This is a genomic window from Ruegeria sp. CDSB114, from assembly GCF_059611025.1.
In genome coordinates this window covers 40,697-66,103 of sequence record NZ_JBXWOT010000011.1, presented here as the reverse complement: position 1 = coordinate 66,103, position 25,407 = coordinate 40,697, and the positions used below count along the sequence as shown (strand labels likewise).

The 25,407-nt window shown below is 52.7% G+C and carries 20 protein-coding genes and 2 pseudogenes; 8 read left to right on the top strand and 14 right to left on the bottom strand.

Annotated elements, in window-relative coordinates; translation table 11 throughout:
* Positions 1 to 315 precede the first annotated feature (315 nt).
* Entirely contained in the window at positions 316 to 2,028 is a 1,713-nt protein-coding gene (locus tag AC2FIP_RS18105) for a tetratricopeptide repeat protein (protein WP_496787570.1), read from the bottom strand.
* Positions 2,029 to 2,332: 304 nt separating this feature from the next.
* Between AC2FIP_RS18105 and AC2FIP_RS18100 the strand changes: the two genes are divergently transcribed.
* Positions 2,333 to 4,387: an alkyl/aryl-sulfatase gene (locus AC2FIP_RS18100; RefSeq protein WP_496749357.1), complete on the top strand. Its 2,055-nt coding sequence runs from the start codon at positions 2,333 to 2,335 to the stop codon at positions 4,385 to 4,387.
* Positions 4,388 to 4,721: 334 nt separating this feature from the next.
* Here AC2FIP_RS18100 and AC2FIP_RS18095 read toward each other — a convergent pair whose 3' ends face one another.
* Positions 4,722 to 5,567 (bottom strand): LysR family transcriptional regulator, encoded by an 846-nt coding sequence (locus tag AC2FIP_RS18095; RefSeq protein WP_496749358.1) that lies wholly within the window; start codon positions 5,565 to 5,567, stop codon positions 4,722 to 4,724.
* A gap of 99 nt (positions 5,568 to 5,666) precedes the next feature.
* On the opposite strand from AC2FIP_RS18095, the gene AC2FIP_RS18090 reads away from it, so the two are divergent.
* From AC2FIP_RS18090 to AC2FIP_RS18075, 4 genes are all read left to right on the top strand, one after another.
* The gene (locus AC2FIP_RS18090) at positions 5,667 to 6,596 is read left to right on the top strand and encodes an NAD(P)-dependent oxidoreductase (protein ID WP_496787567.1); all 930 of its coding nucleotides are present in this window, start codon (positions 5,667 to 5,669) and stop codon (positions 6,594 to 6,596) included.
* A 368-nt stretch (positions 6,597 to 6,964) separates the two neighbouring features.
* Entirely contained in the window at positions 6,965 to 7,987 is a 1,023-nt protein-coding gene (locus AC2FIP_RS18085) for a hypothetical protein (protein ID WP_496787565.1), read from the top strand.
* 621 nt (positions 7,988 to 8,608) lie between these two features.
* Positions 8,609 to 9,358 carry a TIGR02391 family protein gene (locus AC2FIP_RS18080; protein ID WP_496787563.1) on the top strand — a complete coding sequence of 250 codons (750 nt, stop codon included), beginning with the start codon at positions 8,609 to 8,611 and terminating at the stop codon, positions 9,356 to 9,358.
* A gap of 164 nt (positions 9,359 to 9,522) precedes the next feature.
* Positions 9,523 to 10,788: a DNA methyltransferase gene (locus tag AC2FIP_RS18075; RefSeq protein WP_496787561.1), complete on the top strand. Its 1,266-nt coding sequence runs from the start codon at positions 9,523 to 9,525 to the stop codon at positions 10,786 to 10,788.
* On the opposite strand, the gene AC2FIP_RS18070 is transcribed toward AC2FIP_RS18075, so the two are convergent.
* The 8 genes from AC2FIP_RS18070 to repA all read right to left on the bottom strand — a co-directional run bounded on the left by AC2FIP_RS18070 (position 10,785) and on the right by repA (position 19,003).
* Positions 10,785 to 11,891 carry a hypothetical protein gene (locus AC2FIP_RS18070; RefSeq protein WP_496787560.1) on the bottom strand — a complete coding sequence of 369 codons (1,107 nt, stop codon included), beginning with the start codon at positions 11,889 to 11,891 and terminating at the stop codon, positions 10,785 to 10,787. The genes AC2FIP_RS18075 and AC2FIP_RS18070 overlap by 4 nt on opposite strands.
* On the bottom strand, positions 11,881 to 12,534 hold the full coding sequence (locus tag AC2FIP_RS18065; RefSeq protein ID WP_496787558.1) for a hypothetical protein: 654 nt from the start codon (positions 12,532 to 12,534) through the stop codon (positions 11,881 to 11,883). Before AC2FIP_RS18065 ends, AC2FIP_RS18070 begins: the two co-directional genes overlap by 11 nt.
* Before the next feature lie 4 nt (positions 12,535 to 12,538).
* Positions 12,539 to 14,551 (bottom strand): hypothetical protein, encoded by a 2,013-nt coding sequence (locus AC2FIP_RS18060; RefSeq protein WP_496787557.1) that lies wholly within the window; start codon positions 14,549 to 14,551, stop codon positions 12,539 to 12,541.
* Positions 14,552 to 14,889: 338 nt separating this feature from the next.
* Positions 14,890 to 15,171 (bottom strand): type II toxin-antitoxin system RelE/ParE family toxin, encoded by a 282-nt coding sequence (locus tag AC2FIP_RS18055; protein ID WP_496704132.1) that lies wholly within the window; start codon positions 15,169 to 15,171, stop codon positions 14,890 to 14,892.
* Positions 15,168 to 15,524, bottom strand: coding sequence for a CopG family ribbon-helix-helix protein (locus AC2FIP_RS18050; protein ID WP_496704133.1), 357 nt, complete (start codon positions 15,522 to 15,524; stop codon positions 15,168 to 15,170). Before AC2FIP_RS18050 ends, AC2FIP_RS18055 begins: the two co-directional genes overlap by 4 nt.
* Before the next feature lie 23 nt (positions 15,525 to 15,547).
* Positions 15,548 to 16,642: a helix-turn-helix domain-containing protein gene (locus AC2FIP_RS18045; protein WP_496787555.1), complete on the bottom strand. Its 1,095-nt coding sequence runs from the start codon at positions 16,640 to 16,642 to the stop codon at positions 15,548 to 15,550.
* Positions 16,643 to 16,836: 194 nt separating this feature from the next.
* A complete protein-coding gene (gene repB / locus AC2FIP_RS18040) occupies positions 16,837 to 17,820 on the bottom strand; it encodes a plasmid partitioning protein RepB (RefSeq protein WP_496704135.1) in 984 nt (327 codons plus the stop codon).
* 1 nt (position 17,821) lies between these two features.
* Positions 17,822 to 19,003 (bottom strand): plasmid partitioning protein RepA, encoded by a 1,182-nt coding sequence (gene repA, locus AC2FIP_RS18035; RefSeq protein ID WP_496787553.1) that lies wholly within the window; start codon positions 19,001 to 19,003, stop codon positions 17,822 to 17,824.
* 1,102 nt (positions 19,004 to 20,105) lie between these two features.
* Here repA and AC2FIP_RS18030 point away from each other — a divergent pair.
* Together AC2FIP_RS18030 and AC2FIP_RS18025 are read left to right on the top strand one after the other, a co-directional pair.
* Positions 20,106 to 20,363, top strand: coding sequence for a type II toxin-antitoxin system ParD family antitoxin (locus tag AC2FIP_RS18030; protein ID WP_496787636.1), 258 nt, complete (start codon positions 20,106 to 20,108; stop codon positions 20,361 to 20,363).
* A complete protein-coding gene (locus AC2FIP_RS18025; protein WP_496787551.1) occupies positions 20,360 to 20,704 on the top strand; it encodes a type II toxin-antitoxin system RelE/ParE family toxin in 345 nt (114 codons plus the stop codon). Before AC2FIP_RS18030 ends, AC2FIP_RS18025 begins: the two co-directional genes overlap by 4 nt.
* A gap of 56 nt (positions 20,705 to 20,760) precedes the next feature.
* On the opposite strand, the gene AC2FIP_RS18020 is transcribed toward AC2FIP_RS18025, so the two are convergent.
* A complete protein-coding gene (locus AC2FIP_RS18020; protein ID WP_496787549.1) occupies positions 20,761 to 21,816 on the bottom strand; it encodes a tyrosine-type recombinase/integrase in 1,056 nt (351 codons plus the stop codon).
* A 245-nt stretch (positions 21,817 to 22,061) separates the two neighbouring features.
* On the opposite strand from AC2FIP_RS18020, the pseudogene AC2FIP_RS18015 reads away from it, so the two are divergent.
* Positions 22,062 to 22,453 (top strand): annotated as a pseudogene (locus AC2FIP_RS18015) (IS5 family transposase); the annotation flags it as partial.
* A gap of 37 nt (positions 22,454 to 22,490) precedes the next feature.
* On the opposite strand, the gene AC2FIP_RS18010 reads toward AC2FIP_RS18015, so the two are convergent.
* The 3 genes and pseudogenes from AC2FIP_RS18010 to AC2FIP_RS18000 all read right to left on the bottom strand — a co-directional run bounded on the left by AC2FIP_RS18010 (position 22,491) and on the right by AC2FIP_RS18000 (position 25,360).
* Positions 22,491 to 23,620, bottom strand: a protein-coding gene (locus AC2FIP_RS18010; RefSeq protein ID WP_496787535.1) for an IS3 family transposase whose coding sequence is annotated in 2 segments (ribosomal slippage) — positions 22,491 to 23,377 and positions 23,377 to 23,620 — 1,131 coding nt in all. Because the reading frame shifts where the segments join, the coding sequence is not laid out codon by codon here.
* A gap of 66 nt (positions 23,621 to 23,686) precedes the next feature.
* Positions 23,687 to 24,206, bottom strand: a pseudogene (locus tag AC2FIP_RS18005) (ISKra4 family transposase); the annotation flags it as partial.
* A gap of 506 nt (positions 24,207 to 24,712) precedes the next feature.
* A complete protein-coding gene (locus tag AC2FIP_RS18000) occupies positions 24,713 to 25,360 on the bottom strand; it encodes a LysE family translocator (protein WP_496787547.1) in 648 nt (215 codons plus the stop codon).
* Positions 25,361 to 25,407: the final 47 nt, after the last annotated feature.

Below are 25,407 nucleotides of genomic sequence, written 5' to 3'. Positions count from 1 at the left end.
GCGGGCATCGAGAACAATAGAACTTAAAGTGAAAACATCGAGAAAAAAGGGTTCCGTTTTGGGCTATAGAGCGGTCATCGACAGGCTGTACAATTTCACTTTTTCAGACAAACCCTGACTGTCGCGCTGCGGCCCATTCCGAACCTTCACTCACTTTCTGCTATGCTGCGGTGCGGCCCGTCATAGCTGCCGTTGGTGCGGCGCGCAGCATTTCAGTTATCAGGACGACTGTACAGCGGGACAAAGTTACCTTTCGCCGTGTTCGAACCAACGGCAGCGACATTCAGAATTCCGGACTTTGAAAATTTCGCTCAATCAAATGTCTTCAGTTTCCAGGCCTGCTTTGCGAAGACTATTCATCAGATTCCTCTGAAACGATTCATCCAATTGCCAGATTGACAAAATTTCGGGCGCCTCTGACGCAAAATCTGGCTGCAGTGACTGCAATTCGTTCAGTGATGCTTGGGCCGCTTGTTGATGCCCCAACTCACCGTTCAAGGCCGCGCTCCACAGGTGAGTCCAGAAGAAGTTCGGCATGTCGATTTGATCTAGAAGCGTCAGGGCCTGTTGGTGGTTTCCCTGATCGAACTCATAAAAAACACTCGGAAAACGATACCAGTGCGGATGTACCGGGTTCAGGGCGATGGCTCGTTCCACGAAGGTCAGCCCTTCGTCCCATTCGCCACTGAAGGCCAATCTCATTCCGTAATGTGCCAATACTGCGCTATCATTTGGGCTCAAGCCAATCGCGACCTGGCCAGCTTGGCGAAACCCTTGAATGTCGCCAAGAACAAAGCGCATGTTGGCCAGCATCAAATGCCCTGCAGCCAAATTTGGATCAATCTCCACAGCCCGATGCGCCGCCTCATCTGCGGCGGTAAGAAGCTCCTGGCGGTCTCCCCCAAGACCAAATCGGATCTGCTGTAGATAAAGGTTGGACAAAACCGCCCATGCTTCGGCGTAATCGGAGTTTTCTTCAAGCGCCCTCAGAATGCAGGCCTTGATCGCGTGATGCCGGTCAAGATCAATTGTCACCTGATAGCTGTAATAGCTCAGCACACAGTCGTAGGCATCGCGGTTGCTAGGTGGAGTTCGGGCAGCCGTCTTCATCGCATCTTGTGTTAGTACACCGTACTTACCTGCGAGCTTTCCGATCACATCCTGTATGACCATATCTTGCGCGGCATAGATGTCGCTGGGTGAGCTCCCCACTTCGTATTCGTGAACCCAGACGTATCGCTGACTCTTGAGGTCTATGAGACGGGCAGACAGCAGTATCGTGTTGCCCTTGTCCATGACGCTGCCTTCCAGCGCGAAATCCGCGTCGAACTCCGTACGCAAAGCTTGTGAATCTGTTCCGCCTTGTAAAAATCGCTGGACGCTGCCCAAAGGGAGAACCCAAATATCGCGGAACCGGACCAACTCGCTGGTCAGTTGCTGTGTAATGCCGTCGGCAAAATAACTCGGCCCTTCACCCAGAGTGTTAAATGGCAGCACTACGACCACAGGACCCTGCGGCAACGATTGAACCGAGAGCTGAGGCGTTCTTGTGGATGATCCCAAAAAAGAAACCCAGATCGAGGCGCAAAATACCAAAGCCCCTAAAACAGCCAATCCGACGCTGAGAACGCGTCGGGAACTGAGGCCATAATCAAGAGGAGTCGCAGGCGGTTCTGGTGCTGGTTCTGCTGAGGGCGCAACGCTCTCAAACCGCGGTGCATAGCCCCCCTTGGGAATGGTCAATCGAACAGGATCTGATCGGCCAGGTCCAGCATAATAGCCGTCAATATCTTGACGCAGGCGCCGCGCTTCAAGCCGAACAATCGGATCAACCTGCTGATCGAAGGTTTCATCCCGTCCGAAAACGGACATGGCGATGGACACACCTTTAATTTGACCCGCGCGTCCGGCCAGATACTCATCCACGATATAAGAAAGAAAAGCGCGGCGTTGGGGGGTGGCGGTGAAATCGTGATGCGTCAAAAGGCGATGCAACTGCGCCCGAATTTCATTTTCCGACAAGTCCACCCTAAGAATCCCAGTCTGTAAAAAGTCTCCACAAATCAAAGACTCAGATCACTACGGCCACCTTGATATATGGGAATGAGCACAAGTTGCAACATGTTCGCACTTCCTTAATCCAATTCTCAGGTTAGCAGGAACGTGCAGTTTGCCGCGCAGGCAGGTGCCGGAGAGTCAAGGAAACGGTTTTTGTGTTGAAAATAACTGCCGTCCCATGCGAACGACCAGATCTTTCCTCGTGATGTGGTTTTGTCGCTGTTTCCTTGCCGCTTTCGCTATTTGAATTCACCTCGACAGGAACCGTATGAACATGGCACGCCGACATACACTTTTTCTTTCCACCGCACTTTCGATTTTGACTGCTGGCGCTGGGGTCGCACAGGAGCATTTTGATCCAAAAGGCAAGATGCCATCGAAATTTACAGTCGAATATCAGGAACAGATGCGCGACTCTCTTCCGTTCGAAGACCAGCGCGATTTTGAAGAAAGCCGCAAAGGTCTGATCGCAGTTCCCGATTATCGCCAAATCAAAACCGAAGACGGCACCGTTGCATGGGATATCGGCAGCTATGACTTCCTGTTGGAAGACGGGCAGGACTTCGACTCGATCCACCCATCGCTGCAACGTCAGGCGATCCTGAACATGAACTATGGTCTTTACGAGATTCTGGAAGGCAAGATCTATCAGGTGCGTGGCTTTGATCTGTCGAATATTTCATTCATCCGGGGGGATACCGGCTGGATCATCTTTGATCCGCTGGCATCTAAGGAAACAGCAGCTGCTGCGTTAAAATTGCTGAATGACACTGTTGGGGAACTGCCAGTCAAGGCGGTTGTCTATTCACATTCACATGCCGACCACTATGGCGGTGTACGTGGTGTCATCACCGACGAAGACGTGGCCAATGGCGTCGAAGTCATCGCACCCGAAGGCTTCATGGAACATGCGGTTTCCGAAAATGTCTATGCCGGTAATGTGATGAACCGTCGCCTGTTCTTCCAATACGGCGTTCTGCTGCCGCGCGATCCGCATGGCCATGTGGATCAGTCGATCGGAAAAAATATCTCTGCTGGAACAACCGGCCTGATCGAGCCGACCCGCTATGTATCGGATGACTACGAAGAGATCACCATCGACGGCGTGCGCATGATCTTCCAAAACACACCCGGCACCGAAGCTCCGGCAGAGATGAACACCTATTTCCCCGATCTCAAGGCATTTTGGGCTGCGGAGAATATCACCGGTACGATCCATAACATCTATACCCTGCGTGGCGCACTTGTGCGCGATGCACTCAGCTGGTCCAAGCATATCAACGACGCGCTGTATGAATTTGGACAAGATGCCGATTTGATGTTCGCTTCACATTCCTGGCCCCGCTTCGGCAATGACCGCATTCAAGAGGTCATGCGTGCACAGCGCGACACCTATGCCAACCTCAACAACGGCGTGTTGAACCTGGCCAACAAGGGTGTAACCATCAATGAAGTCCACAACGTCTACGAGGTGCCGGAAAGTCTTCAGCAGCAATGGGCCGCGCGCAGCTATCATGGCTCGGTTGAGCATAACAGCCGCGCTGTCATCAACCGCTACCTTGGGTACTGGGATGCAAATCCGACAACTCTGACACCCTTGTCGCCAAAGGACAGTGCACCGTTGTTTGTTGAAATGATGGGCGGCGCTGCGCCGATCCTGACCAAAGGGCAGGAATTGTACGACGCCGGTCAGTACCTGCACGCAACCGAGATTCTGAATAAGCTGGTCTATGCAGAACCTGAAAACCAGCAAGCCAAGGATCTATTGGCCGATGCGTTCGAACAGATCGGGTATCAGAAAGAAAGCCCTTCGGTCCGCAACTCGTTCCTTGGGGCCGCTTATGAACTGCGCAATGGTATTCCACAAGGTGCAACCATCGAAACCACAGGCCCTGACACGATCCGGGCAATGGAGACGTCAATGTGGCTTGATTTCATAGCCATTCGCGTCAACAGCGAAAAGGCGGCGGATATGGAGTTCACGATCAACCTGTCGATCCCGGATCGGGATGCGAACATCGTGGTTGAGATGAGTAACGCTACACTGACCCATATCGTTGATCGAACAGCACCCGATGCAGACCTGTCGATTAGTTTGAGCCGGGCGGATTTAGAGAAAGTCATGACCGGCGAGAGCAGGCTTGTCGATATGCTGGCGGACGGTACTGCCCAATCCGAAGGCAACAGGGATGTTGTGTCGCAACTGGCTTCGACTCTGGACCAGTTTGATCTTGGGTTCGAATTGATGCCCGGAACCGGAGCCGAGGATTTGACACCGCCAACCAATGATTTCGCCCAGCCACCACTGGCGAACTCAAACGGAGGTTAAGTTCTACATCAATTGCAACTGATAAGACCCAGGTCGGCAACGGATCGTGGCAGCAAGAGTCGAGCTGGCAAAAATCCAAAACCGGCTTGGGTCATATTTCCTCAGAGATGTCAGCATCGGCGTGAGATGCAGCCATTTGTCCTTGGTGCGGCATCAGTAGTTTATGGGCTCGTTGCCGACCTTCGAGGCAGCGCAGCATCGGCCCAACGTGAGCCGTCGAGCCCGTTCAAGGCAGCCCACAACTGCCGTTCGTCGGATCGTCAAGCGTCGCAGCGCAGCTTAGGGTCATGGCGACGTCACCGTCAGGGCCAGCACTGATTGTTAGAATGGCAAGTCAAAAAGCGCTTATCACCAGTTCCTTGATTTGAAGGGCTGCGCTGGACAGACCCATATCGCGTTCTACAATTTGAATGCAAGTCCTTGGCAAGTTAGGGAGCCGGTAACTCTTGGAAAGCGGGCGCAGCTCAACAGGAATGGTCCCCAATGCCATGACGGTAATAGCGGTTTCCGCGGCGGCGGCGCTCTGAATAACCTGCCCGCTGGGGCTGACCAAAGCTTCACGGAACGCTATGCCTTGCTCAGCAAGACATTTCTTGGCCGCGGCGCGGAACGCACAGCCCTCAGGAAAGAAGGCAATAGGCCAGGGCGTTCCCTCTCCATGTCGGAAGCCGGGGGCGGCTACCCATTTCAACTCAGGTTCGGCCAGCACATGCGCCCCGGGTTTGGTCTCTGGTAGTGTCACCACTGCCAGATCCAGATTGCGGGCTTCAACCTGCTGGCACAGGTTTCGACTGAGCCCAGTAACAATGCTCAACTCGATGCCGGGATAAATTTGCTGTACGCGCTTCAGAAGATTGGCCAACATCGGTAAAACATAGTCCTCGGCAATCCCCAGTCGCACATTGCCTGACACCTGCCCTTTGCGAGCCCGGTTCAGGAAGTTGTCGTGCTCGTCTACCACTCGCTGGGCATGGGGCAACAACTCGGTGCCGCCGGGGGTGAGGACAACACTGTGATAGCCGCGTTCAAACAATGTAACGCCCAACAGCCCTTCGAGCTGACGAATGCGTTGCGACATGGTCGCCTGCGAGTATCCCAAGCGACTGGCCGCGTTGGAAAAGCTGCGTTCAGTGGCAACTGAGAGAAAAGACCGCAGAAGTTTCGTATCGATGTCATACATGAAGTATTGGATATTCCAATATCATTGATTGGTCAAAGTTGTTTTACTGATGATACATCACACCCGTAGAAAGCTACCGGCATAAGGAAGGATTCTATCATGAAAGTCGGCTTCATCGGTCTTGGAACCATGGGCGGTAACGCTGCCAAGAACATCATCCGCGCGGGTTTTGAAACCTATGTTTTTGATCTGCGTCGTGAGGCGGCCGAGCATCACATCGCCATGGGTGCAACTTGGGCCGATAGCCCGAAAGCTATGATCGATCAGGTTGACTGCGTCGTTTCAATGGTCTTTGGCCCTCCGCATTGCGAGGCGGTTCTGAAAGGCGAGAACGGCCTGATCCACGGGGACTGCGCCGGCAAGATCTGGATCGATCTGACCACCTCGTCGCCCGGTTTCATGCGCGAATTGACTAAGGATTTCGTCGCCAAGGGTGGCAAGCCCGTGGATGCGCCGGTGACCGGTTCTGTGGACGCAGCCATTCGTGGTGACATGCCCATGTTCGTCGGCGGCGAAGACGCTCATGTCGAAGAGGCCCGCCCGGTGATTGAAGCTATGGGCGAAGTCCGAAAGGTCGGTCAATATGGCAACGGTTACGTCGCCAAGTTGGTCAACAACCAGCTTTGGAAGATCCATGCCACTGCCATTGGTGAAGCCATGGTGACCGCCAAGCTGGCCGGGATCGACCCCGATGTCTGGTGGGACGTGATGAAAGGCGGCGCGGCCGACAGCTTTGTCATGCAGCACGATGTGCCGTCGATCTTTGCAGGCCATTATGATCCGTCCTTCCCGTTGAAACTCTGCTTGAAGGATCTGGCGCTGATCAAGGAACTGATGGACGCCACCGGCACTCGCTCCGAGCTGACCGATGCCTGCCACGACCGGTTCAAGGAAGCGGGTGAACGCTATGGCGTGGATGCTGGCGAGATGACCGTCTGCAAGCTAATCGAGGAAGACGCTGGCGTCACGCTGCAGATCGAAGGCGATTGGGTCGCTCCGTGGGAAGTGCCCCACGACGCCGTGGCCTAGAAAGAAACGCGAAGCCACGTCAACGACATGGCTACCCCAATCCACTAGCAAAACCGGGCACGGGGATCACTTTAATTTCATCGGATGATAAGCGATTGTAGGTCAGCAAGGCGTTGATGATGTGAAGACCCGGCCCATAAGAGACATTCGTCGGAGTGAGTGATGCCGCATTGCAGCTTCCCCAAAGCCGACGTTGGTCGTCCTTGCGGCAATCGGTCTGCTCCATCGACGTTAGACCTTAATCCTCTCCGGGCTGTAGACTATAGAAAACAGAGAGCGATTGCTTACTAGCGCCACATTAATTCATTAAAGGAGAGGTCGCGCATGAGACGACAATCTCTGGCCAGTTTCTATTCTGTGGCCATACGATGATCCTCTACAAGACAATCGCCTTGCAGTATGGGCGCTATCTCGAAACCGGCCAGCCCAGTGATGAAAACGATCTCGTAGCTCGCATGGGTCCAACAAAGGAAACCCGCGCGCAACGGCAGGGTATCCTCCAGGATCTCGCCGCGGCCCGGATTTACCTGCTCGACCATCGCGCCGCGAATTACCTCGATAGTCTGCGAATGGACGTCCAAGGTATGCCATGGGAGGATCTGCCGGAAGCCCACATCCAAGGTTATGTCCGCGAAGTTGATTTCCCGCAGGACTTGGTTTGGGTCGAATATGACAGCCGAAAACTCTGGGAGGACCGTATTGCGCGAGGCCTGACAACCATGAGCGAGAAGGAGCTCAGCAACAGGCATCAACAAGGGTTCTTATTTGACAATCGGTCTGCGGACACGATGACCGTACGGCTACTCTCTGCCATGACTGATCGCATTTTCTTGGACTCGCCCCTCACTCTGGTTCTGAACAAATCGCAAGGTGGCCGCCCCGAATTCGACAGCGCGAACTGGCAACTGCAAAACAATGTCATAATGTCACGTGCGCAACTCGGTTCTGGCGACCAGCAGCACGAACTGAAGGACCACGTAGAAACGCACAAAGGTCATCTAACCTACGAGATGGTGATTGGTTTCATGCTTTTTGCGGCTCTGGCTGCGCGTGAGGACGATCTAATATCGCGGGAAGCTCCAAGTCTCTCGACCGGGCAGGCGAAGGCGGCACGAAAATTCGGCAAAACCTGGATGACCGAGACGCTCCGGTCGCACGTCACGATTCAGATCGGGCCTGCTGGCGAACGGCACCTGACTGAGCGCGAGGCACGGCGACAGTTCGAACAGGCGCAAGCTTCTGCGCGCGCGACGCCGGTGGAACACTGGGTCGCCGAGCACGAAAGGCGCTATTCAAATGGGAAAGTGGTGAGGGTCCGCGGGCATAAAAGGGGCCAACCTGCGGATCGGGAATTACCAGTGCGGGTGTTGGGGCCGCGAATAGAGAGCTGAACCGCCCCGCGGCTCTGCTCGAAGCGGTCAAAATCTGAGGTGCCAAGTCGCGCTGCCTTCATGGGCGGTTCGGTAACGACGTTTAACCCTCGCCTCAGCTTCATCTGAGAATTCCCAAAAAAAAGAAGTGCTCAAGATAAAGATATCTGACTTGGTCAACTTGCCGTTCCTGGGTAGCCATTTTGACCTGCCAGGCGGTCGCGGTTGTGTTCCAGTATGCAAGCCCGAACTCTCGAGCCACCATGTTTAAGTATTGGCAGAGTTGTGATCGATTGGCCTGCGTATGGCGCTTGGCAAAGGTTTTCAATTTCGGTTTCTGCAGTTGATGTAAATTTGTCATCTTCTGGTGGGACCAAGCCAGTTGCCTACCGCAATTCATTCTGTCCTAGCGGCGCGTGGATTGGCTAATGTAAGGATCGCTTCATTGCTTTGCGCGACGAGGATATCAGCTATTTTAATGGTCACCGACCAGGCGAGAATCGTCTAAAATATTGTCAAAATATGCGTTGAAACCAGCGCAAAACTCCAGTTTCTGATGCTATTGTTCAACCCGTCATTTTTGCCGTTCACCCACAACTGAATCCACTTGGACCCGTTCTTACATTGGAATATGAGGCTCTTATGAAAGAACTTCACACAGCCATACCTCAATACGAAGCATTGCTGGAACTAGAACCAGAAGAACTTGCAGGGGAAGTGCTATTTCTTCTCAGGCAACGCTTCGAGAAGCAACCTGATCAACTACTGCCATCATCTATGGTTGCGGAAATCATGACGGAGCCGACTCCTGAGGAAGGTGGCAATGGCTACCCAAGAGAACACAGGGTGGAGATCGCGTTCGCCTACACAGAGGCAATATCTTGGCTAAAATCTCAGGGTCTTCTTGTGCCTTTTCCGGCTGATCAAGAAGCTGGTGGCTTGATGCTGAGCCGGAGGGCTCGGAGATTCGAAAGTACCAACGATTTCAAGGCATTTGAGCTTTCGCGCCGTTTGAACAGAGACCTATTGCACGAGGCAATTGCAGAAGGTGCTTGGCTAGCATTTGTTCGAGGAAACTTTGCACAAGCTGTTTTTGAATCTATGAGAGCAGTTGAAATCGCAGTCCGGGAGGCTGCAAACCTACCTGAACACGAACACGGCGTTCCGATGATCAGGCGAGCGTTTCATAAAGACAATGGGCCTCTCCGAGATCCACAGCAAACAGAGCCAGAGAGAGAAGCCTTGGCCCATCTTTTTGCTGGTGCAATTGGATCTTATAAAAACCCACATTCGCACCGTCGAGTTCCGATGAATGACCCGCTAGAGGCTATTGAAATCGTGACGTTGGCTAGTCACTTGCTTCGCATTGTGGATGCTCGTCGAGCCACCTAATCTTCTGTATTTGCTGTGTTTTCATGCTTCTAGTTGGTGTCCGGATATTTAGAGACTGTCGACATGAAGCAACGCAGCATCAAAAATAGTAAAGTTAAGATTGAATGGTGTATTAACTAGGATATGCATCGGCCAAAGCATCAGCATTTACAGGCAGAAGAACGATGACAGTAGGTTTTGCAGATTGGACACGAAACCGTACGGTAGATACGCTGGGCACTAATTCAGGATCGGATGCGTTACCTTTTCAGAGTTGGAAGAACTTTAAGGAAGCTTTCGCACCGGAGCTGATCGCTAGAGCGATCGACACTTCGCCAATCCCAGTCAAATCCTGTTTCGATCCCTTCGGGGGGTCTGGAACCACCGCCCTTGCGTGCCAATTCTTAGGTGTTTCCCCTGTCACGATTGAAGTTAACCCGTTCTTAGCAGATTTGATTGAAGCAAAGCTCGAAGACTACGATTGCGGCTCGTTGGCAGAAGATATTGGCCACATCGCACAATTCTGTACTAAGGATCATAAACTGGTTGCGGCGGGATATTTGGATCACCTTCCGCCTACTTTTGTTGAACCAGGAAAGAATGGTCGATGGCTTTTTAGCGCGAGTTGCGCCGAAGCGATAGCAACGATCCTAGAGGCGATCTCTCATCTCTCAAACCTCTCGAACAAACGGCTGTTTCGGATCTTACTAGGGGGGATGCTTGTCGAAATTAGTAATGCAAGAGTAAGTGGGAAGGGGCGCCGCTATCGTCGAAACTGGCAAAGCAATATCGTTAGTCGGCGGGATGTCGAACTCAGATTCTTCGAAAGAGCGCGACGTGCAATCGGCGAAATTAACCGTTTTTCAGAACGTGCAAGCAAGAGTTACAATCTCATTCGTGGCGACAGCCGGAATGTAGAGTTTAGTTGTGAGCATTGGGATCTCTCAGTGTTTTCTCCACCGTATCCAAACTCGTTTGACTACACGGACGTGTACAATATCGAGCTTTGGGTACTGGGTTACCTAAGAAATTTCGATCAGAATAAAGACTTACGAGTTGCCACACTTTCTTCCCACGTTCAAGTTTCGCGCGACTTTGCCGCGAAACCAGACGGCTCGGAAACACTCGACCATTGTATTAATGCTCTCACTGAAAATTCCGATCTTCTGTGGGACAGGCGAATTCCAAGTATGGTTGGCGCCTACTTCAATGACATGATGCTGATCCTAGAGAGAGTCCAGCGGGGTTTGGCCAGCAGAGGACAATGTTGGATGGTCGTAGGTGATAGCAAATACAGTGGAGTTCATGTTCCAACCGCAACGATATTGGCAGAACTTGCCCGATCGCAGGGATGGTCAGTGAACAGTATTGAGCCTTTTCGCTCGATGCGGGTCTCCGCGCAGCAAGGTGGGTCTAAAGAACTACACGAGACTTTGGTCATTCTCGACTAGCCAGTGCGAGAGTGTTGCAATGTTTGAGTTTTCTGAAGTGTCTTCGTGTCAGCATAAAGAAACCAGCGCATCAGATTAACTCCCAGGGAACTAGCGACTGACGTGACATGAGAAAAGCAGGCCGTATCACCTTCATCTGTTGTTCGCATATCGAAGCATACCAGAGCACCCCATTTGGAATTTGCACGTTTGCTGTCTCGATAAGCTGCGGCTTGATACACACCAGATTCAACCCACTCCCTGTTAGACTTGTCTGAATAGGAATTACCGGTTGAGCCAAAGCTTCGCAGCACTTTCAGTTCCAAAATACAGTGCTGCATCTTAATAGTTTTATCGGCGCGGCTAGATTCGACGACTTGAACGTCGAAACGTCCCTCAGGGCCTGTAGGACATTCGTAGTAAATATCACATGTCGGGAACGCACCGTTTAAGTGCGTCCTCAAGTACGTTTGAATCCGGTCTTCCGCATTCTGGATTGGCCAGTGTTTATCTTTGTTTTGCCAAAGTTTTTCTTCTTTCCCTTGTACCGCTGGCGTCTTAAGGCAAGCTTCATAAAGCCTTTCAATCTCAGTCCTTATGCTCTCCACAGAAATTGCCGGACAAGCGAGGTCTACAATATCGCAGTCTTCAACGCACGCGAGTCCGTTTGGATAAAACCTTACATGACCGTTGTTTGTTCGTGGGTCATACAGAACTGCTGGGAATTTTCCTGCCCCCAATTGATTTTCTACGAAGTTAAAAAGCGCATCGTCCGTCATTTCGGCATATTCGACGAATTTACCACTGTTCGCTGTCGGTCCCACAAACCAGACTCGGCCAAAAAGCGGAACAACTCCGTTGTTAAGCATCGGCTCGCGTTTTGGATTGTGGAACGCGGCATCTTCGGGTGGGGTTGGACTAAATATGAACACCGCCGGCAGATCTTCACTTCGCTGAATCTCAGTGTCGGGAAATAGCGTCGCAACAAGTTTCATCATATTGCTTCTAAAACGAACAATATCAGGAAGGCCGGTATCCAAGCCGATGCCTTCAGACATTGACAACGTCGATTTAAAATCATCGCCGTTCCAAGCACCGAGGTAGGTGTCATTATCACCCTGCAAGGTGTAGTCTCCTATGAAGGTGTGCCACGTATAAATGCAACTTTTCTCCTGGGCTGATAGCCCTGTCCGCTTGTAGTACGTCAAAATGCTCGGCTGCATTTACAGAGAAGTTTCTGCTACGCTCGCTAAAATCTACAACGTTGTCTGCCGAGGTAATCGGATCTGAATAGGTAGCGTCTTCTTTGAACGCAGTATCTAGATCTTCTTCCGAAAGTGAGGACAGTGCGTATGCCAATTCTTGAACAAAATCACCAAACGCTTTTTCGTCCGGAAAAGCGGATAAGCAGGCAATCACCCGATCTGAAACCTTCCGATTAAGTCGATACATACCGTCAAGGCGCCAGAATCCGTTCTCATCCTGAACATGTCCAACGCTGGACATTTTGACCATCCCCAAACCCACTAACCTATCGAGATCGTATTGAAGTTCAGGATAGAATGGCCCCCCTTGACGTTTAAGGATTTTCCCATTCATCACTGGCATTTTCCAAACGGGAGACAATACGTTTGTCAAATAGGCGAACGCATGTAGCCGAAGTATGGGCAATGGCACCAATCCCGCATTTTCAGATGCCTCTAACAAAGTAACAATTCTTACTCTGCGTTTGAGCGACTGCATATACGAGGTTTCCAGCTCCGCCATTAACTCACGCCTCAGCCGATACCATTTCTGTGGTTCGTTGTTTCAACGCAATTAGTAATTTCTCGTAGTCAGCACCTAGATCCCTGACAGCAGCAGTCGGTTCAGCAACTTCAAACAAGCTGAACAGCCTCTGGATTGGCGTCTGACGGTCGCCAGCCTTTACTAACAAACTGGGCAAAAGGTCTCCTTCAACTAAGTTAGATGTGATTAGCAACCGGTTTTCGGGAACCGCGTTTGAAAATTGTGCCAACACAGTTGCAGCTCGGGATACAAAGACAGCGTCAAGCGAGGATTCGGGCGCATCAATTACCAACGAAGCGGGACCTTTTTCACCTGAGACGTGAATCAATGCCATCCGGAACGCCAAATCAATGAATTCGCGTTGACTTTCTGAGACTTGTTCTGGCCCTGACCGCCTGACGGAAGTAGCGAAGCTGGCGCCTGACATGTCCAATTCAAAAGCAGGAAATTCAATTGGGTCACCCGACTCACCGAGCTGATAACTCTGAGGTGACCAAACCAGTCGAATTTTCTCGAGTAAGAACCCTTGAGCGTATTCTTGAAATTGCTCTCCAATCCTCTCTGCAGCCTTGGCAAGCTTTCTGTTTTCTGCTGACACAAACTGTGCAAAACTTGATCTCATTTCACCTAGTTCAACGATGAGCCCTTCGAGCCGCCCTCGCATCGATGCAAGTTCCTGCCGCTGAGTGTGAAGATCGGCTTCTGCTGGCGGGAGGGATCTTATTAGCGCGTCCATTTTGGATGAACGGCTGGAGATAGTTGCGTCAATTTCTCTCAGGTTAGTTACCAATACCTGAAAGTCTTTCTCAGCTTGGGCATCTTCTTCGATTGCCTGTTGTAGTTCTGGTTCAATGTCTTCAAGCTCTGAAAGTGCTTTTGCTAAGCGTTTGTCAGCAAGCTCTGTTGATAGGATCTCCGTGGTTTGGCCACTTAAATCTGTGCCACATACTATACAATCTGTAGAGGCAATTCGCTCCTTAAGTTCTTTAGAAGCGACCGCTGCATGGTTGCCGCAAACTAGGCAATCCTCCTCCGCAAAAAGATGCTCATAAATGTATCGTGCAGAGTCCGAATTGTTGGGGAATCTAGATTCCACGGCCTTTAGCTTAGCGTTTTCGTAAGCTCGATATTTGTTCTCGCGCTCTTGGCGAGATGTTAGCAAACGCAGAGACGCGCGCTTTCGGACTGCATCCAGTTCCGAAATTTCGTCGTTGAATGCATCTCGCTTCGAGACATCTCCCTTCTGGAGAACCTCCAAAGTCTTCAATTCTTCGACAGCTGCTGCCGCGCCAGTTGTCTTCGTCTCCACATTTGAAAGTGCCAGTTCCTCTCGATTCAAAGCGAAACGCAAATTTCTCATTCGCGAATCCGTTTTGAGGATTTCACGCTCCTTCTCGCTCCAGATCTGTGAGTTTTCTTGTGACAGAAACAGTAATCGAAGCATCTGCCTTTGTGCTGATACATCCCAAACGAGTGCCCTACGGTCTTCGAAATAGAACACGATGTGACGCAACAAAAGTATCCAGTCTCCAAACGCCCAAACCCCCACGCGTTCTAAGATGCATTTCTGAAAAACACCTTCATCAGCACCAATGTCTGCATGGTTGATTGTGAATCGAACGAGACTGAGATCGCGAAGAGATCTCTCTATTTCCAACGTGTCGTTGCCTAGCTTCAGCACTAGAGTGGCGGTCGCTTCTTTCGCTCCGTCCAGAACCCTTGTAGCAAATACCCGCTTTTTCGTGGCCGAAATTTGTGTAGCTTGGAGCTTTGCGTTACCCAAATCTTTCAACGACGACAGCGCGGGAATGTCAAACGGACCCGTCAGTAGTCGATAGACAATGGTGACTAATGTGGTTTTGCCAAGCCCATTTGCCCCAACAACGAGTGTCAGACCAGGCTTAAGATCAATTCGTATTTTTGATTGTCCGTCAGCTCCGGGATAGAGCCCAAACCCATCAATCTTAAGTTCGTTAAGAACAGGGAAATTTATCATTCGTTGTAGAATCCAGAAAATACAGATTTTTCGGTCAACCATAAGGCGAGGTCAACCTCAGTGTCCATCACTAAAGATGGACTAAAGCAGCGAGAAGTCTCAACAACTTCGTATAGTAGGAAAGTTGATGACCTAACACTGCGACACCATGACATGCCTATTGAAGAGGTCATGTTCTGGATGTCGGGTCTTAGGCTCGCACGCGGGCTACTGCGCGCATGCAGCGAACGACCGCTCTCCGCCCTTTTGTCCAGAAGCTGGAGATTGAATAGCAGAATAAGTTCGGTTGCTTGCCCCCACCCTGCCCGCCTGGCGCCACCAGTATTCAAACCCTGGTTTCAGTAATCCGCGCCCTGCCGGGTATCCCATAGACGCAGAATTTCTATCTGGGTGGGCATTACACGATAGATCAGCGTGAATGGGGTTCGCGGCACTGAAAGCTCCCGTATGTCTCGGCGTGTGTCACTTGGGTGACCTGCATAAGGGTTGGCTGCAAGAGTAAGCTGAATGGCTTTGAGCTGAGCTCGTGCCCTTTCGCTGCCTTCAGGAAAAACTGACGTGAAGTAGTAACGGAACCACTGAATGTCCCGGGCCATATCTTCGAGAAATACAATCTTCATTGGCTATTGGATTGCCCGCTTGCTGCCGGAGCCGAAAGTTCATTCTCGGTATCCCAGCTGTCTATCCAGGCATTCATTTCGTCTGCCGTGATGAACTTGCCTTGGTCTGCTTTTACAACAGCCGCATCAATGGCTGCACGTTTAGCGGCTTTGGATTCCAACATCATTCTAATTGCCCGTACGGCGAGTTGTGCAGGCGGTCGATCTTCGATCGCAGCTTCCCGTTCCAGGGTCTTTCTCAGGTCTTCGTCGAGACGGATTGAATATGGGCTGGTACTCATCGCAATCACCTGTTTCCGTATTGTAGTACAATGTAATACATCGGCATTCAATTCACAATAGACCGATGGCATGTACTGCACCTATTGCTCTGAGCTCATGGGCGAGATGAGATATCATGGGTATGGCCTGCACTTCCGCGGATTTTTGAACTATGCGTCAACAATGCGGTTGGTTGCATATCTCCCCGATCGATTTTCGAGATTAGTGAGATCAAATAGGCTTGGTGAGATTTTATGTTCTCAGCTCGTTGAAAAATATATCCGAGCACCATGAACCGGAGAGCTGGGCCATATGTCGATTTCATAGCATACCAGGTCTGACCAAGTCGTAGGTACTCGGCGATATCGTCCATAAGCCGGTCACAATGTGACTGATCCCGGGCAAAGCGAAGTTCTGAACACAAACGTGGAAAGCTGCGCTCCATTTGATCTGGAGAAACTTGAACCTGAGAGTGTTTTTCTTTCTTAACTACTGGATTCAAAGAGTCCTCTTTGTGCCCCTCAAATTCATGGTCATTGGCCCTCATTTTTTCGGTATGAGCCGGTGTTATCTCTGAGATTTCCACAGAGATTTCAGCCAGAAGTTTCCGGAGGACACGCGCATCCGGCTTGCGGCGCAGCGCATTGCGCACAGTGGCCATCAAACCTGTGATAGAGCCATCGTCTGCTACAAGCTCTTTCAGACGAGTCAGAGCGGCCGATACCTTATCGCGGAGTACCGTGAATTCGAGAACGCGGTCAGCATGCTTCTGGGCTTCCTGGAGGAACTCAGCATGCCTTTCAGACAATGGTATCAGGGAAAGACCGGTCGCTGTGACCACCCTGCCCTGTCGGTCTCGGCGTGCCCAACGTTTACCATTTGAGCTCATTACGCGTCGGACAATCCCAAGCTTGGCCAGAGTCGAGATATGACGTTCTACAGTCTGAACGCTGACATGGGCTCGTTTGGCAATCGCGGCATTGGATGCGAAGCAGATATGCTCATCATCCTGATCGACTGAAATCTGATCCCCTCGCAAAAAGGAAATCATTGCTCTTAGGACGTTGAGAGAAGTGGATTTCAGCCCAAGCGGCTCCCTCGCCTCTTCAACTGCTCGAAGAAGAATCCATTTCTTGGGCGTATAGGTCCCCTGCCCTGTCGCGCTCGACAAGGTTGCTCCATTTGGAGCCAATGTTTGTAGTGTTTTCATTAGTTTTTGTCAGCAGACAAAGAAAACCTGTTCACCCAGAGGCGTTTTTTGTTGTTTCGTGATTCGCGGGCTGTTAGGGTTTAGGTGTCAAATCTATAACCACTAGTTGGTTTTCAGCCCTCGGAGCCTTAGGTTTCGGGGGTTTCTTTTTGCTTCCTCCTTTTGCTCGTTGCCTCATGTAGAGTTAACAGTTGTTAACTCGCTTTTTCCCCGGCGCCTTCTTTGAAACGCTCGTAGGATTCCTGAATAAATTGACCAAGGTTTTCCTCAAGCCAACGCGCATAGGCTTCATTCTCCCCTGATCTTTTGATCGTCATGTTCACTGTGGAATTGCTGGTCTTGATGACAACGTCTGGTGCCGGTCGGACTTCTTGTGCTTCTTTCTTAGGGGTCAAGCTACCTAAGAGCCCGTTCAATCGATCGTCGGAATCAGATGCGTTGAGCTTTTCCAGAATTTTCTTTGCACTAACCGTTGTTATTGCCTTCTTTCGCAATGCTTCAGCGAGAGCAGTCCATTTCGGGCGGCCAGACTTTGGCGCTGGCCCAATCATATCCCCGAGATCGTCAGGAATGTCGTTGGTGATCCGTTCCAATTGCGACAGTGTATTCTTGGATATCGCAAGTGCTGTGATCGCTTCCGAACGGTCATATCCCTGGTTGAGAATTTCGCGGGCGAACCGAGCCCTCTCATAATAACTGAGATCAACACGGGAAGAGTTCTCCAGACCTTTCGCCTGAAGCGCCTCTTTGTCATCGAGAGCCCGTACCAGCGCGCGTACAGGCTGGTTTAGATGCTGACAGGCCAGGATGCGACGGCGGCCGTAAATAACCTCGAAGTGACCATCTACCTCTTCGGAAGGGCGCAAGAGGACCGGAACCTGTTGGCCGCCTGCTTCATTGATGCTTTTGGCTAGTTCTAGAACAGCTGCATCGACGTTCGGCTCGGCTTTTGAGTTAACCGGTGTTAACTCCACTCCAAGCCTGTCCTTTGGACCCCAAGGCAATATGAGCGAGGTATCGATTTCTTGGATTCCGCCGGCGCCAACACGGACGGAAGCTATGGTGCCTCGTGGAAGCGCGGCATTGGCACGCTCGGTTTTCGTAGGCGGAATGGGCGGGTTTCCGGCTGCCGCCGCAATCGCTGCAGCCATGCTGGTTTTGTTTTGTTTAAGTGCCATTTCAACGGCCCCACGCGGTTTGAATCATGTTTGAGACTTCGTGCCCAACGGCATCCATGCTTGATCGGGCGCGGTCATAGGTTGACCGTGTCATTTCTGATCGAACAACTTCGTACATTGTCATTTTCAGCATCGCGGCATCGGCAATCGCCGTGCTTCGCAGCGCAGTTGCTCCGATCACCCGATCCTGAAACAGCGCCCGCATCAGACTTACAATTTGCTGTGATGGGGTATCCGAGGGGTCGTCCCGTGTTATGAGGAACCGGAAATTGTCATGGACAATCGGAATCCCGGAGTTCTCAAACTCTTCCAAGTATGCCGAAGTCATTTCAAGAAACTGCTGCGTGGAGGCCACGTCCAACATGCTCGGTGTCAGCGGCACGATCACGGATGTTGCCGCAAACAATCCTGCTAGCGTCAAGAAACCCAATGAAGGAGGGCTATCGATAATGATTACATCATAGTTTGCTTCGACTTCTTCGATTGCGCTGGCAAGTCGATTATAGAAGGGAACGCCTTTTCGGGCGTAGACAGCGGTTTCCGTTTCAAACTCTGACAGGATCAACTGAGCGGGGGAAAGATCCAAGCCAGGGAAGTAAGTGGTCCGGATGCACTCGGACATCGGGACCGGGTCCTCGTAGCGCAGAGCATCATAGATCGAATTCCCCTCAAACTCGATTTCTGGCTGAATTCCGCAGAATCCGGTCAAGCTGCCTTGTGGGTCAAGGTCGATAGCCAGAACGCGATAACCTTGAAGCGCAAGATAGTGGCAAACGTGAATGGCTGAAGTGGATTTTGCACTGCCACCCTTGAAGTTCATGAGTTGAATAACCTGAAGCTGGTCGGCATCGCGACGGCCGGGAAGGTATTTTCCGGGCTTTCTGGAACTGCCTTCAAGGATCTGGCGCATCGCTTTGATTTCGGCTCCGGAGTAAAAGCGACGGCCGTTCTTGTTGACTTCCGGCTCCGGAAGAGAGCCCTCAGCATGGCCCTTTCGCAAGAACTGTCCGGTTGTGCCAAACAGGTCGGCAACCTCTGTCGCGCTGAAGAGTCTGAGGGTCTTTGACAGTTCAGGAGAATACGCCTGAGTTAAGTGGGTCGTCAGTGCAACTTGTAGACGATCAGAGATTTCACGTGTAACGTGAGACTGCGTCGTCGCAGCAATTGGTGTGGTCTGTAGCATAGTTGCAGTTTTCCTGCTCATTTTTGTTTGGTTGCGCAACTTGAGTACATTTAGGCACTCGTATTCCGATTCATGTCAAGAGAAAAATCAATAACTTGTGGGTCGCTACGAAGCCTGCACAAGCGTTCTGAAGTTAACAGCTGTTAACTCACGTCTCCATTGGGTACTTAAGAGGCGCTTGGAGGTTGCATGGTTGCAGTAAAAGTTTGGCTTCGAAGTTCCAGTTCAGAGGGTTTCCTGACGTCGACCACTTTGTCCTTATAGCCAAGCGAAATCCTGTCAGAAATACTGCAATGCGCTCAGTTTGCTCAAGTTGCAGATGACTAAATCAAATGAGTGTTGAGCCTCACGCCGCTCAAAAACCGAATTGGTGGGGATTCTTGATAGGTGCCGGCAAGTTCACTGACTTGCCAGGGAGGGGCGCCGTCCAGCGCGGCTTGGGTCAGGAAACCCTAACGCAGCCAATGCGGTGAGGTATAATCCTTCGTAGTCCTGTCACCTTCAGTCGGTGTTTGACGATCTGGGCGATGGCGTCCAGGTTGAGGCGGCGTTTCCGCATCCAGCCAGATTTCGAGACCGAGTGAGACAGGGGGTTGTCCTCGATCCGACCCACTTTGATCCAATGCACCAACGGCTTCGCTGCGCGGCCCTTGCGCACCAACCGTGGAGTCTTGTCTTTTTGGGTGGTCTCAACTACCAGCAGCGACAATTAAATTATGTAATTCTCGTTGAATTCCTTCAGCGACACATCCCCCAAAAAAGATCCCGCCGATCACCGAACGCTGCCATCTACCCGAGGTCAGCCCAGTAACAGGATGATCCGGTCACGGCTGTCCCGGCACGAACCTTGAATGGTGACCATCTGCTGTTCGAGAATATCACGGGTAATCGGATGGGCGGTGTTCGGGGCAAGGAGGTCGGCCTTGTGTTTGGAATTTGCGAAAGCGTAGGGGCGATGGTTAACCCTGCCACGGCGGTGAGCACTTATTTGCTCTGTCAGGCCGGCAATAAGAACGGCTTGATTAAACTACCGGGTGTGGAAACTTCAATTGTTGAACAAGTACCTTCGTTGGCATATATTGCCAATCAGGAGGCTAAAGCCATGGTAACCCGCAATGTCGTACTAACAGAAACGCAGGATCAACTGGTGCAGGACCTGGTTGCGTCCGGTCGCTATCAGAACGCCAGTGAAGCGTTGCGCGCCGGTCTTCGTCTTCTGGAGCGGGAAGAAGCGGGCCTGGTGTCTCTCAGACAAGGCCTGCGGGAGGGTGTGGCCCAGGCTCAGGCAGGAGATCTGGCAGAAGGCAGCGGTCCAGATGCGATCCGTCGTGCCTTTGTAAGGGCACGAACCAAAGCGTGACCAAACTCTTTCGACTGACACGCCGTGCTGAAGCCAGCCTGGTGGAAATTGCCCGATGGACCATCGACAAGTTTGGACCGCATCAAGCCGATCTTTATGAACAAGAACTGATAGCGCGCTGTCAGGCCATCACGGAGGGAAGGGCGGCCAGCCGCAGCTGTTCTATATTGGTAGAGGAGGCCGATGATCTCAGATATGTACGGGCGGGAGAGCACTTCCTAGTCTACCTGGATCAGCCGGACGCGGTGATCATTGTTGATATCCTGCATTCCCGCTGCGACCTGCCGCGACATGTTTCCGCGCTGGCCACGTTAACGGATGCGACAGGAAACAAGACATAGGCACAGCAGCCGGAGTTTCCCTCAAGCTGGGAATTCTTTAAGTAGTCAGTATGTGCTCACCCCAATAGATCAGTCGCTGGGTTATCCGCGATGTCCACATCGTCGTAATATTTCTGCGCCTGGGCCATCGAGCGGTGCAGGGAGAGGCGCATGGCGGCCTGGATCGGGGCGCCGTCCAGTGCGGCCTGGGTCAGGAAGCCCGAGCGCAGCCCGTGGGGCGAGGCGAAGCCCTCTGGCAGGCCCGCCAGTTTCAATCGGTGTCTGACGATCTGGTAGATCGCATCCGGGGACAGGCGGCGCTTCAACACCCGATCGGCTTTTGAGACCGGTCGAAACAGCGCTCCATCCGTGATCTGCCCAACCTCGATCCAATGTACCAGCGCCTGTGCGGCGCGACCCTTGAGCACCAGCCGTGGCGTCTCGCCCTTGGCGGTGGTCTTGGTCTCAAGCAGAGAAATCCAAACCACCCCCTTGGCATCAAACTCTTTCAGCGAGACATCCTCGCGCATCAGCCCGGTGATCTCAGACCGGCGGCGGCCACCGCTGGCCCAGCCCAGCATCAGGATGGCGCGGTCGCGGCAATCCCGCCGGGACCCCCGACAAGTGGCCAACAACCGCTCGAGCACATCGCGGGTGATGGGATGGGCCGATTTCGGGGCAGGGGCCCGGGCTGCAGCGCGGCGGGCCTTGGCGCGGGCCTGTTTCACCTGGGGCGCGCCGAAGGGGCTGTTCAGATTCTTCATCCGATGAAACGCCAGCCAGGAGGCGATGCGCCGATCCAGCGTTGATGGGGCAGGGCAGGCGAGGGACTTGCGCAGCCCCTGAGCAATTAGCGCTTCTGCGGTTTCGCGCGCCACATCCGTTTCTGGTGCGTCATTCAGATCGCGCGCGTGATCGAGAATGAAGGCCAGCGCAGTGGCCTCGGATTCCGGCCAGTCCAGCGTCGCTGTGAACCGCGCGGATTTCCAGGCGGTGACATAAATCAAATCCCGTTCATAGGCACGCAACGTGTTTTCCGGTGTGCCGCGCACATAGAGGTCGGTGAGCGCCTCCTGATCGGTGGCGGAGAGGGCAGGGGAGACGGCAGGGAGATATGCGGCAGGGGGCTTCATGTGCCCATTCTGAGCTCATTTCCAGGCAAAATCAATCATCCTTGATAAGCGATACTTATCGTGATTAATAATGAATTGCCGACGTAACAAATGTAGTGCTCATAAATGTCAAATTATGGGCGTAAGGCGGGCAGGGTGCCTGAGATCACTGCAAAACCCGCTTCGGCTCTAGGTTCTGGACCTATTAATTTGGTTGCCGTCATCCCGCCTGCGTGATTCATACCCGTGAGTTTCAGGGGTATAACATGAGCAATCTATTCTGGTTGACTGACGAGCAGATAGCGCGGCTTCAGCCTTACTTTCCAAAGAGCCATGGTAAGCCGAGGGTTGATGATCGACGCGTTTTGAGTGGAATTATCTTCATCAATCGCAATGGGTTACGTTGGTCCGATGCGCCGCGCGAATATGGGTCGCCAAAGACACTGTACAATCGCTGGAAACGATGGAGCGATATGGGTGTGTTCGCTCGGATCATGAACGGGTTGGCTGCGCAGGGAACCGATCATAAGACCATCATGATTGACGCAACATACCTCAAAGCGCACCGCACGGCTTCCGGCCTGCGGTTGAAAAAGGGGGGCGTGGCAGGCTGATAGGGCGCACCAAGGGTGGTATGAATACGAAACTGCACGCTGTTGGACCTGTCACGCCTTCGTGCCACCCCAAGTGCTCTTTTAGGCCACGTTCCGTTCGAAGGCGACCGGGCTTTTCCAGCCCAAGGCTGAGTGCCTCCGTCGCGGATTGTAGAAGCCGTTGATGTATTGGAAGATGGCCAGCTCGGCGGCCCGTCGCGTTGGCCAGGACTGCCACCAGATCAGCTCAGCCTTGATGGTTTTGAAGAAGGTTTCAACTGCGGCGTTGTCATAACAATTGCCTTTGCCGCTCATCGATACCTGGAACCCATACTGTCGCAGGAGCTTCTGATAATCGTGAGAACAGTATTGGCTGCCGCGATCCGTGTGATGAATGCATCCTTTGGGCGGTTGCCGCAGTGCCACGGCCATCTTCAATGCCCGGATTGCCAGATCACGCTTCATCCTGTTGCTGACCGCCCAGCCGATCACCCGGCGGGAATGTAGGTCAAGGATCACGGCGAGGTAGAGCCAGCCTTCGCGGGTCCAGACATAGCTGATGTCACCGACCCATTTCTGGTTGGGGCGATCCGCGCGGAAGTCCCGGTTCAACAGGTTGGGCGCAATATTGAAAGCGTGGTTGCTGTCGGTCGTCACCTTGTATCTCTTGGATCGTTCGACGCGGATGCCATTCTCTCGCATCAGCCGACCGACACGGCGGTGCCCGACATTCAGGCCCAGTTCTTTCAACTCTTCCGTCATTCTCGGCCGCCCATAGCTGCCCAGGCTGAGCCTGGATTGTTCCTTGATATGGGCCAGAACAACCATATCGCTTCTCTGCCTTTGGCTGGCAGGTCGGCTGCGATAGGCCCGCAGGCCGCGAGAACTGACATCCAAAACGGCACACATCCGATTGGCGCAGAAAATGTCACGATGTTCTTCGATGAACCTGAACCTCATGGCTTTTGGCTCGCGAAGAACTGCGTTGCCTTTTTTAAGATTTCCCTCTCCTCCTTGAGAATGCGGTTCTCCCGTCGAAGCCGTTCATTCTCACGGGCAAGATCAAGGTCCTTGTCGGACACAACATCCGTGTCGCGATGCGCCGTGACCCACTTGTTCAGTGTCGAAACACCAACGCCCAAATCAGATGCCACCTGCTTGCGTGTCAGTCCACTCGTCAGCGCGATCCGCACCGCATCAGCGCGGAACTCGTCCGTTCGTTTCAATCCCATAGTTCGTCTCCTTTGCTGCAATAAATGCTATCAAAGGAGCGGCATCAAACCGCGACACGTCCATTTGGCTTTGGTCGCGACTCGGTTCCGGATCGTTACGTGGTTTTGTTTAGCACAAGGTGTCAGTTCATTCGGAAGCCTCGCAACTTCCCGAAAACTATGGCGCGCTCCCAGTTCTGCCTGCAGTCGCCGAGGTTCTGGTGTGGCGTTGCCCGGCAAAAGACGCGTCAGAGGAGAGTGCGCTACTTTCAACGTTGGAAGTTCCGGGAGACCACACATGCATATTCGAACCCTTGGCGCTTCGACGATGACCCGACCGAAAAGCGTGTCTATACGGCGTCGGCGGCGGTCATGAACCGGTAGATAGGTGCCGCAAAAACGGCAGACACGAGCGATTTCGCGAATCTCTTCGACCTGATCCTGCAGCAGCGCGCTGGATCTCATTAAGTATTGATTTCGCCTCGGCCAGACACAGTCCAAAGTCTTCCTCGGACGCATCAACCGACCGGCGTTCCAGTACGCAAATCTCGTGTGATCGCTTCTCGCCCCAACCAAACTCAGTCTCTAGCCTGATCTTAAATTTCATCGCTATGTCTCCTGCAAAACAACGAGACATTAGAACAGAATCTTCAGGTATCCCCACATTCTTTCCACTCCCCAGTGACAGATGCAGCGACACTTGCCGGGATCGAGGCGGCCAACATGATCCGCAAGGGGCAGCTTGGCCAGCTGAAGTGTGGCTTTCGTCAGTTTGCTGAGATCACGGGATAAATCCGTCCAGACAGACCGGGCGCTCTGATCCAAAAAATATTTATGACAAAGCCCGGCTGGTTCTACCATCTTTGTGAACGGCAGGTCGCAGGAAGCCGTCGATCAGCAAATTGCTGCACCGGCAGTCGGCGGCGGAAAGCCCAAACATACACAATTCTGCGGCTTAGATGAACGGCCACTTCGGTGACGGACAAGCGCCCGAAGCAACCGTTCGAGTTGAGTATGACCTGGCCAGAGGCGGCAGGGTATCAGCCCAAAAACGATCAAAATACTCGCAAGGACCGACATGTTCTCGATTTCTCCAGAACGCGCCCCCCAAAGCTACGTTCTAGGTAGCCCGAGGTTCACCCCTAGCCCCACAAGGATACTGCCACTTACACCTCGGACCCAACAACCCGCTGTGGTGGACCGGTGCAGCGCCGTTGTGACCTTGTCCGCGAGCGCGACGCACAGCGCGTCAGCGCTGGAGAACATCACATTCACGACCGTACCAAGGATCGCTAGCTGCGCCCAAATCGGCAGCGCAGCCGCCGGGTCGGTGAATTGGGGTAGGAACGCGACGTAGAAGATCGCCGTCTTCGGGTTCAGGATCTCGACCAACATGCTTTCCCAGAAGGCACGCTGCGCCGTCTTTCCTGAGGCCGCTGCAGCCACTACCGCTTCGGATGCATCGTGCACCGCGTCGCGGGCGAAAATCATCCGAAGGCCCAGCCAGACTAAGTAGGCCGCACCCGTGAGTTTCACCACTATGTAGAGTGTAGGTACCGCTTCGAAGAGAACGGCAAGGCCGAGCGCGGCTGCAAGGACGTGGGTGTAGCCGCCGACATGGATGCCCGCGGCCGCTAACCAACCCGCCCGACGACCGCGTGAGATAGTCTGTGCCGCTGCGTAGAGCATCGCGGGACCGGGCATGTAGGCGAATACCGCCGTAGCAACAATGAATGCGACCAAGAGTTCGGTTGAAGGCATTAGGAAATCCTGTCTTATCTTTGCGAATAAACATCCTAACCCCTATT

Excerpts from the sequence above, each read along its gene's own strand:
- AC2FIP_RS18100 (WP_496749357.1), top strand. The coding sequence starts at position 2,333 with ATGGCACGCCGACATACACTTTTTCTTTCCACCGCACTTTCGATTTTG.
- AC2FIP_RS18095 (WP_496749358.1), bottom strand. The coding sequence starts at position 5,567 with ATGTATGACATCGATACGAAACTTCTGCGGTCTTTTCTCTCAGTTGCC.
- AC2FIP_RS18090 (WP_496787567.1), top strand. The coding sequence starts at position 5,667 with ATGAAAGTCGGCTTCATCGGTCTTGGAACCATGGGCGGTAACGCTGCC.
- AC2FIP_RS18085 (WP_496787565.1), top strand. The coding sequence starts at position 6,965 with ATGATCCTCTACAAGACAATCGCCTTGCAGTATGGGCGCTATCTCGAA.
- AC2FIP_RS18080 (WP_496787563.1), top strand. The coding sequence starts at position 8,609 with ATGAAAGAACTTCACACAGCCATACCTCAATACGAAGCATTGCTGGAA.
- AC2FIP_RS18075 (WP_496787561.1), top strand. The coding sequence starts at position 9,523 with ATGACAGTAGGTTTTGCAGATTGGACACGAAACCGTACGGTAGATACG.
- AC2FIP_RS18065 (WP_496787558.1), bottom strand. The coding sequence starts at position 12,534 with ATGGCGGAGCTGGAAACCTCGTATATGCAGTCGCTCAAACGCAGAGTA.
- AC2FIP_RS18060 (WP_496787557.1), bottom strand. The coding sequence starts at position 14,551 with ATGATAAATTTCCCTGTTCTTAACGAACTTAAGATTGATGGGTTTGGG.
- AC2FIP_RS18055 (WP_496704132.1), bottom strand. The coding sequence starts at position 15,171 with ATGAAGATTGTATTTCTCGAAGATATGGCCCGGGACATTCAGTGGTTC.
- AC2FIP_RS18050 (WP_496704133.1), bottom strand. The coding sequence starts at position 15,524 with ATGCCATCGGTCTATTGTGAATTGAATGCCGATGTATTACATTGTACT.
- AC2FIP_RS18045 (WP_496787555.1), bottom strand. The coding sequence starts at position 16,642 with ATGAAAACACTACAAACATTGGCTCCAAATGGAGCAACCTTGTCGAGC.
- repB (WP_496704135.1), bottom strand. The coding sequence starts at position 17,820 with ATGGCACTTAAACAAAACAAAACCAGCATGGCTGCAGCGATTGCGGCG.
- repA (WP_496787553.1), bottom strand. The coding sequence starts at position 19,003 with ATGCTACAGACCACACCAATTGCTGCGACGACGCAGTCTCACGTTACA.
- AC2FIP_RS18030 (WP_496787636.1), top strand. The coding sequence starts at position 20,106 with ATGGTAACCCGCAATGTCGTACTAACAGAAACGCAGGATCAACTGGTG.
- AC2FIP_RS18020 (WP_496787549.1), bottom strand. The coding sequence starts at position 21,816 with ATGAAGCCCCCTGCCGCATATCTCCCTGCCGTCTCCCCTGCCCTCTCC.
- AC2FIP_RS18000 (WP_496787547.1), bottom strand. The coding sequence starts at position 25,360 with ATGCCTTCAACCGAACTCTTGGTCGCATTCATTGTTGCTACGGCGGTA.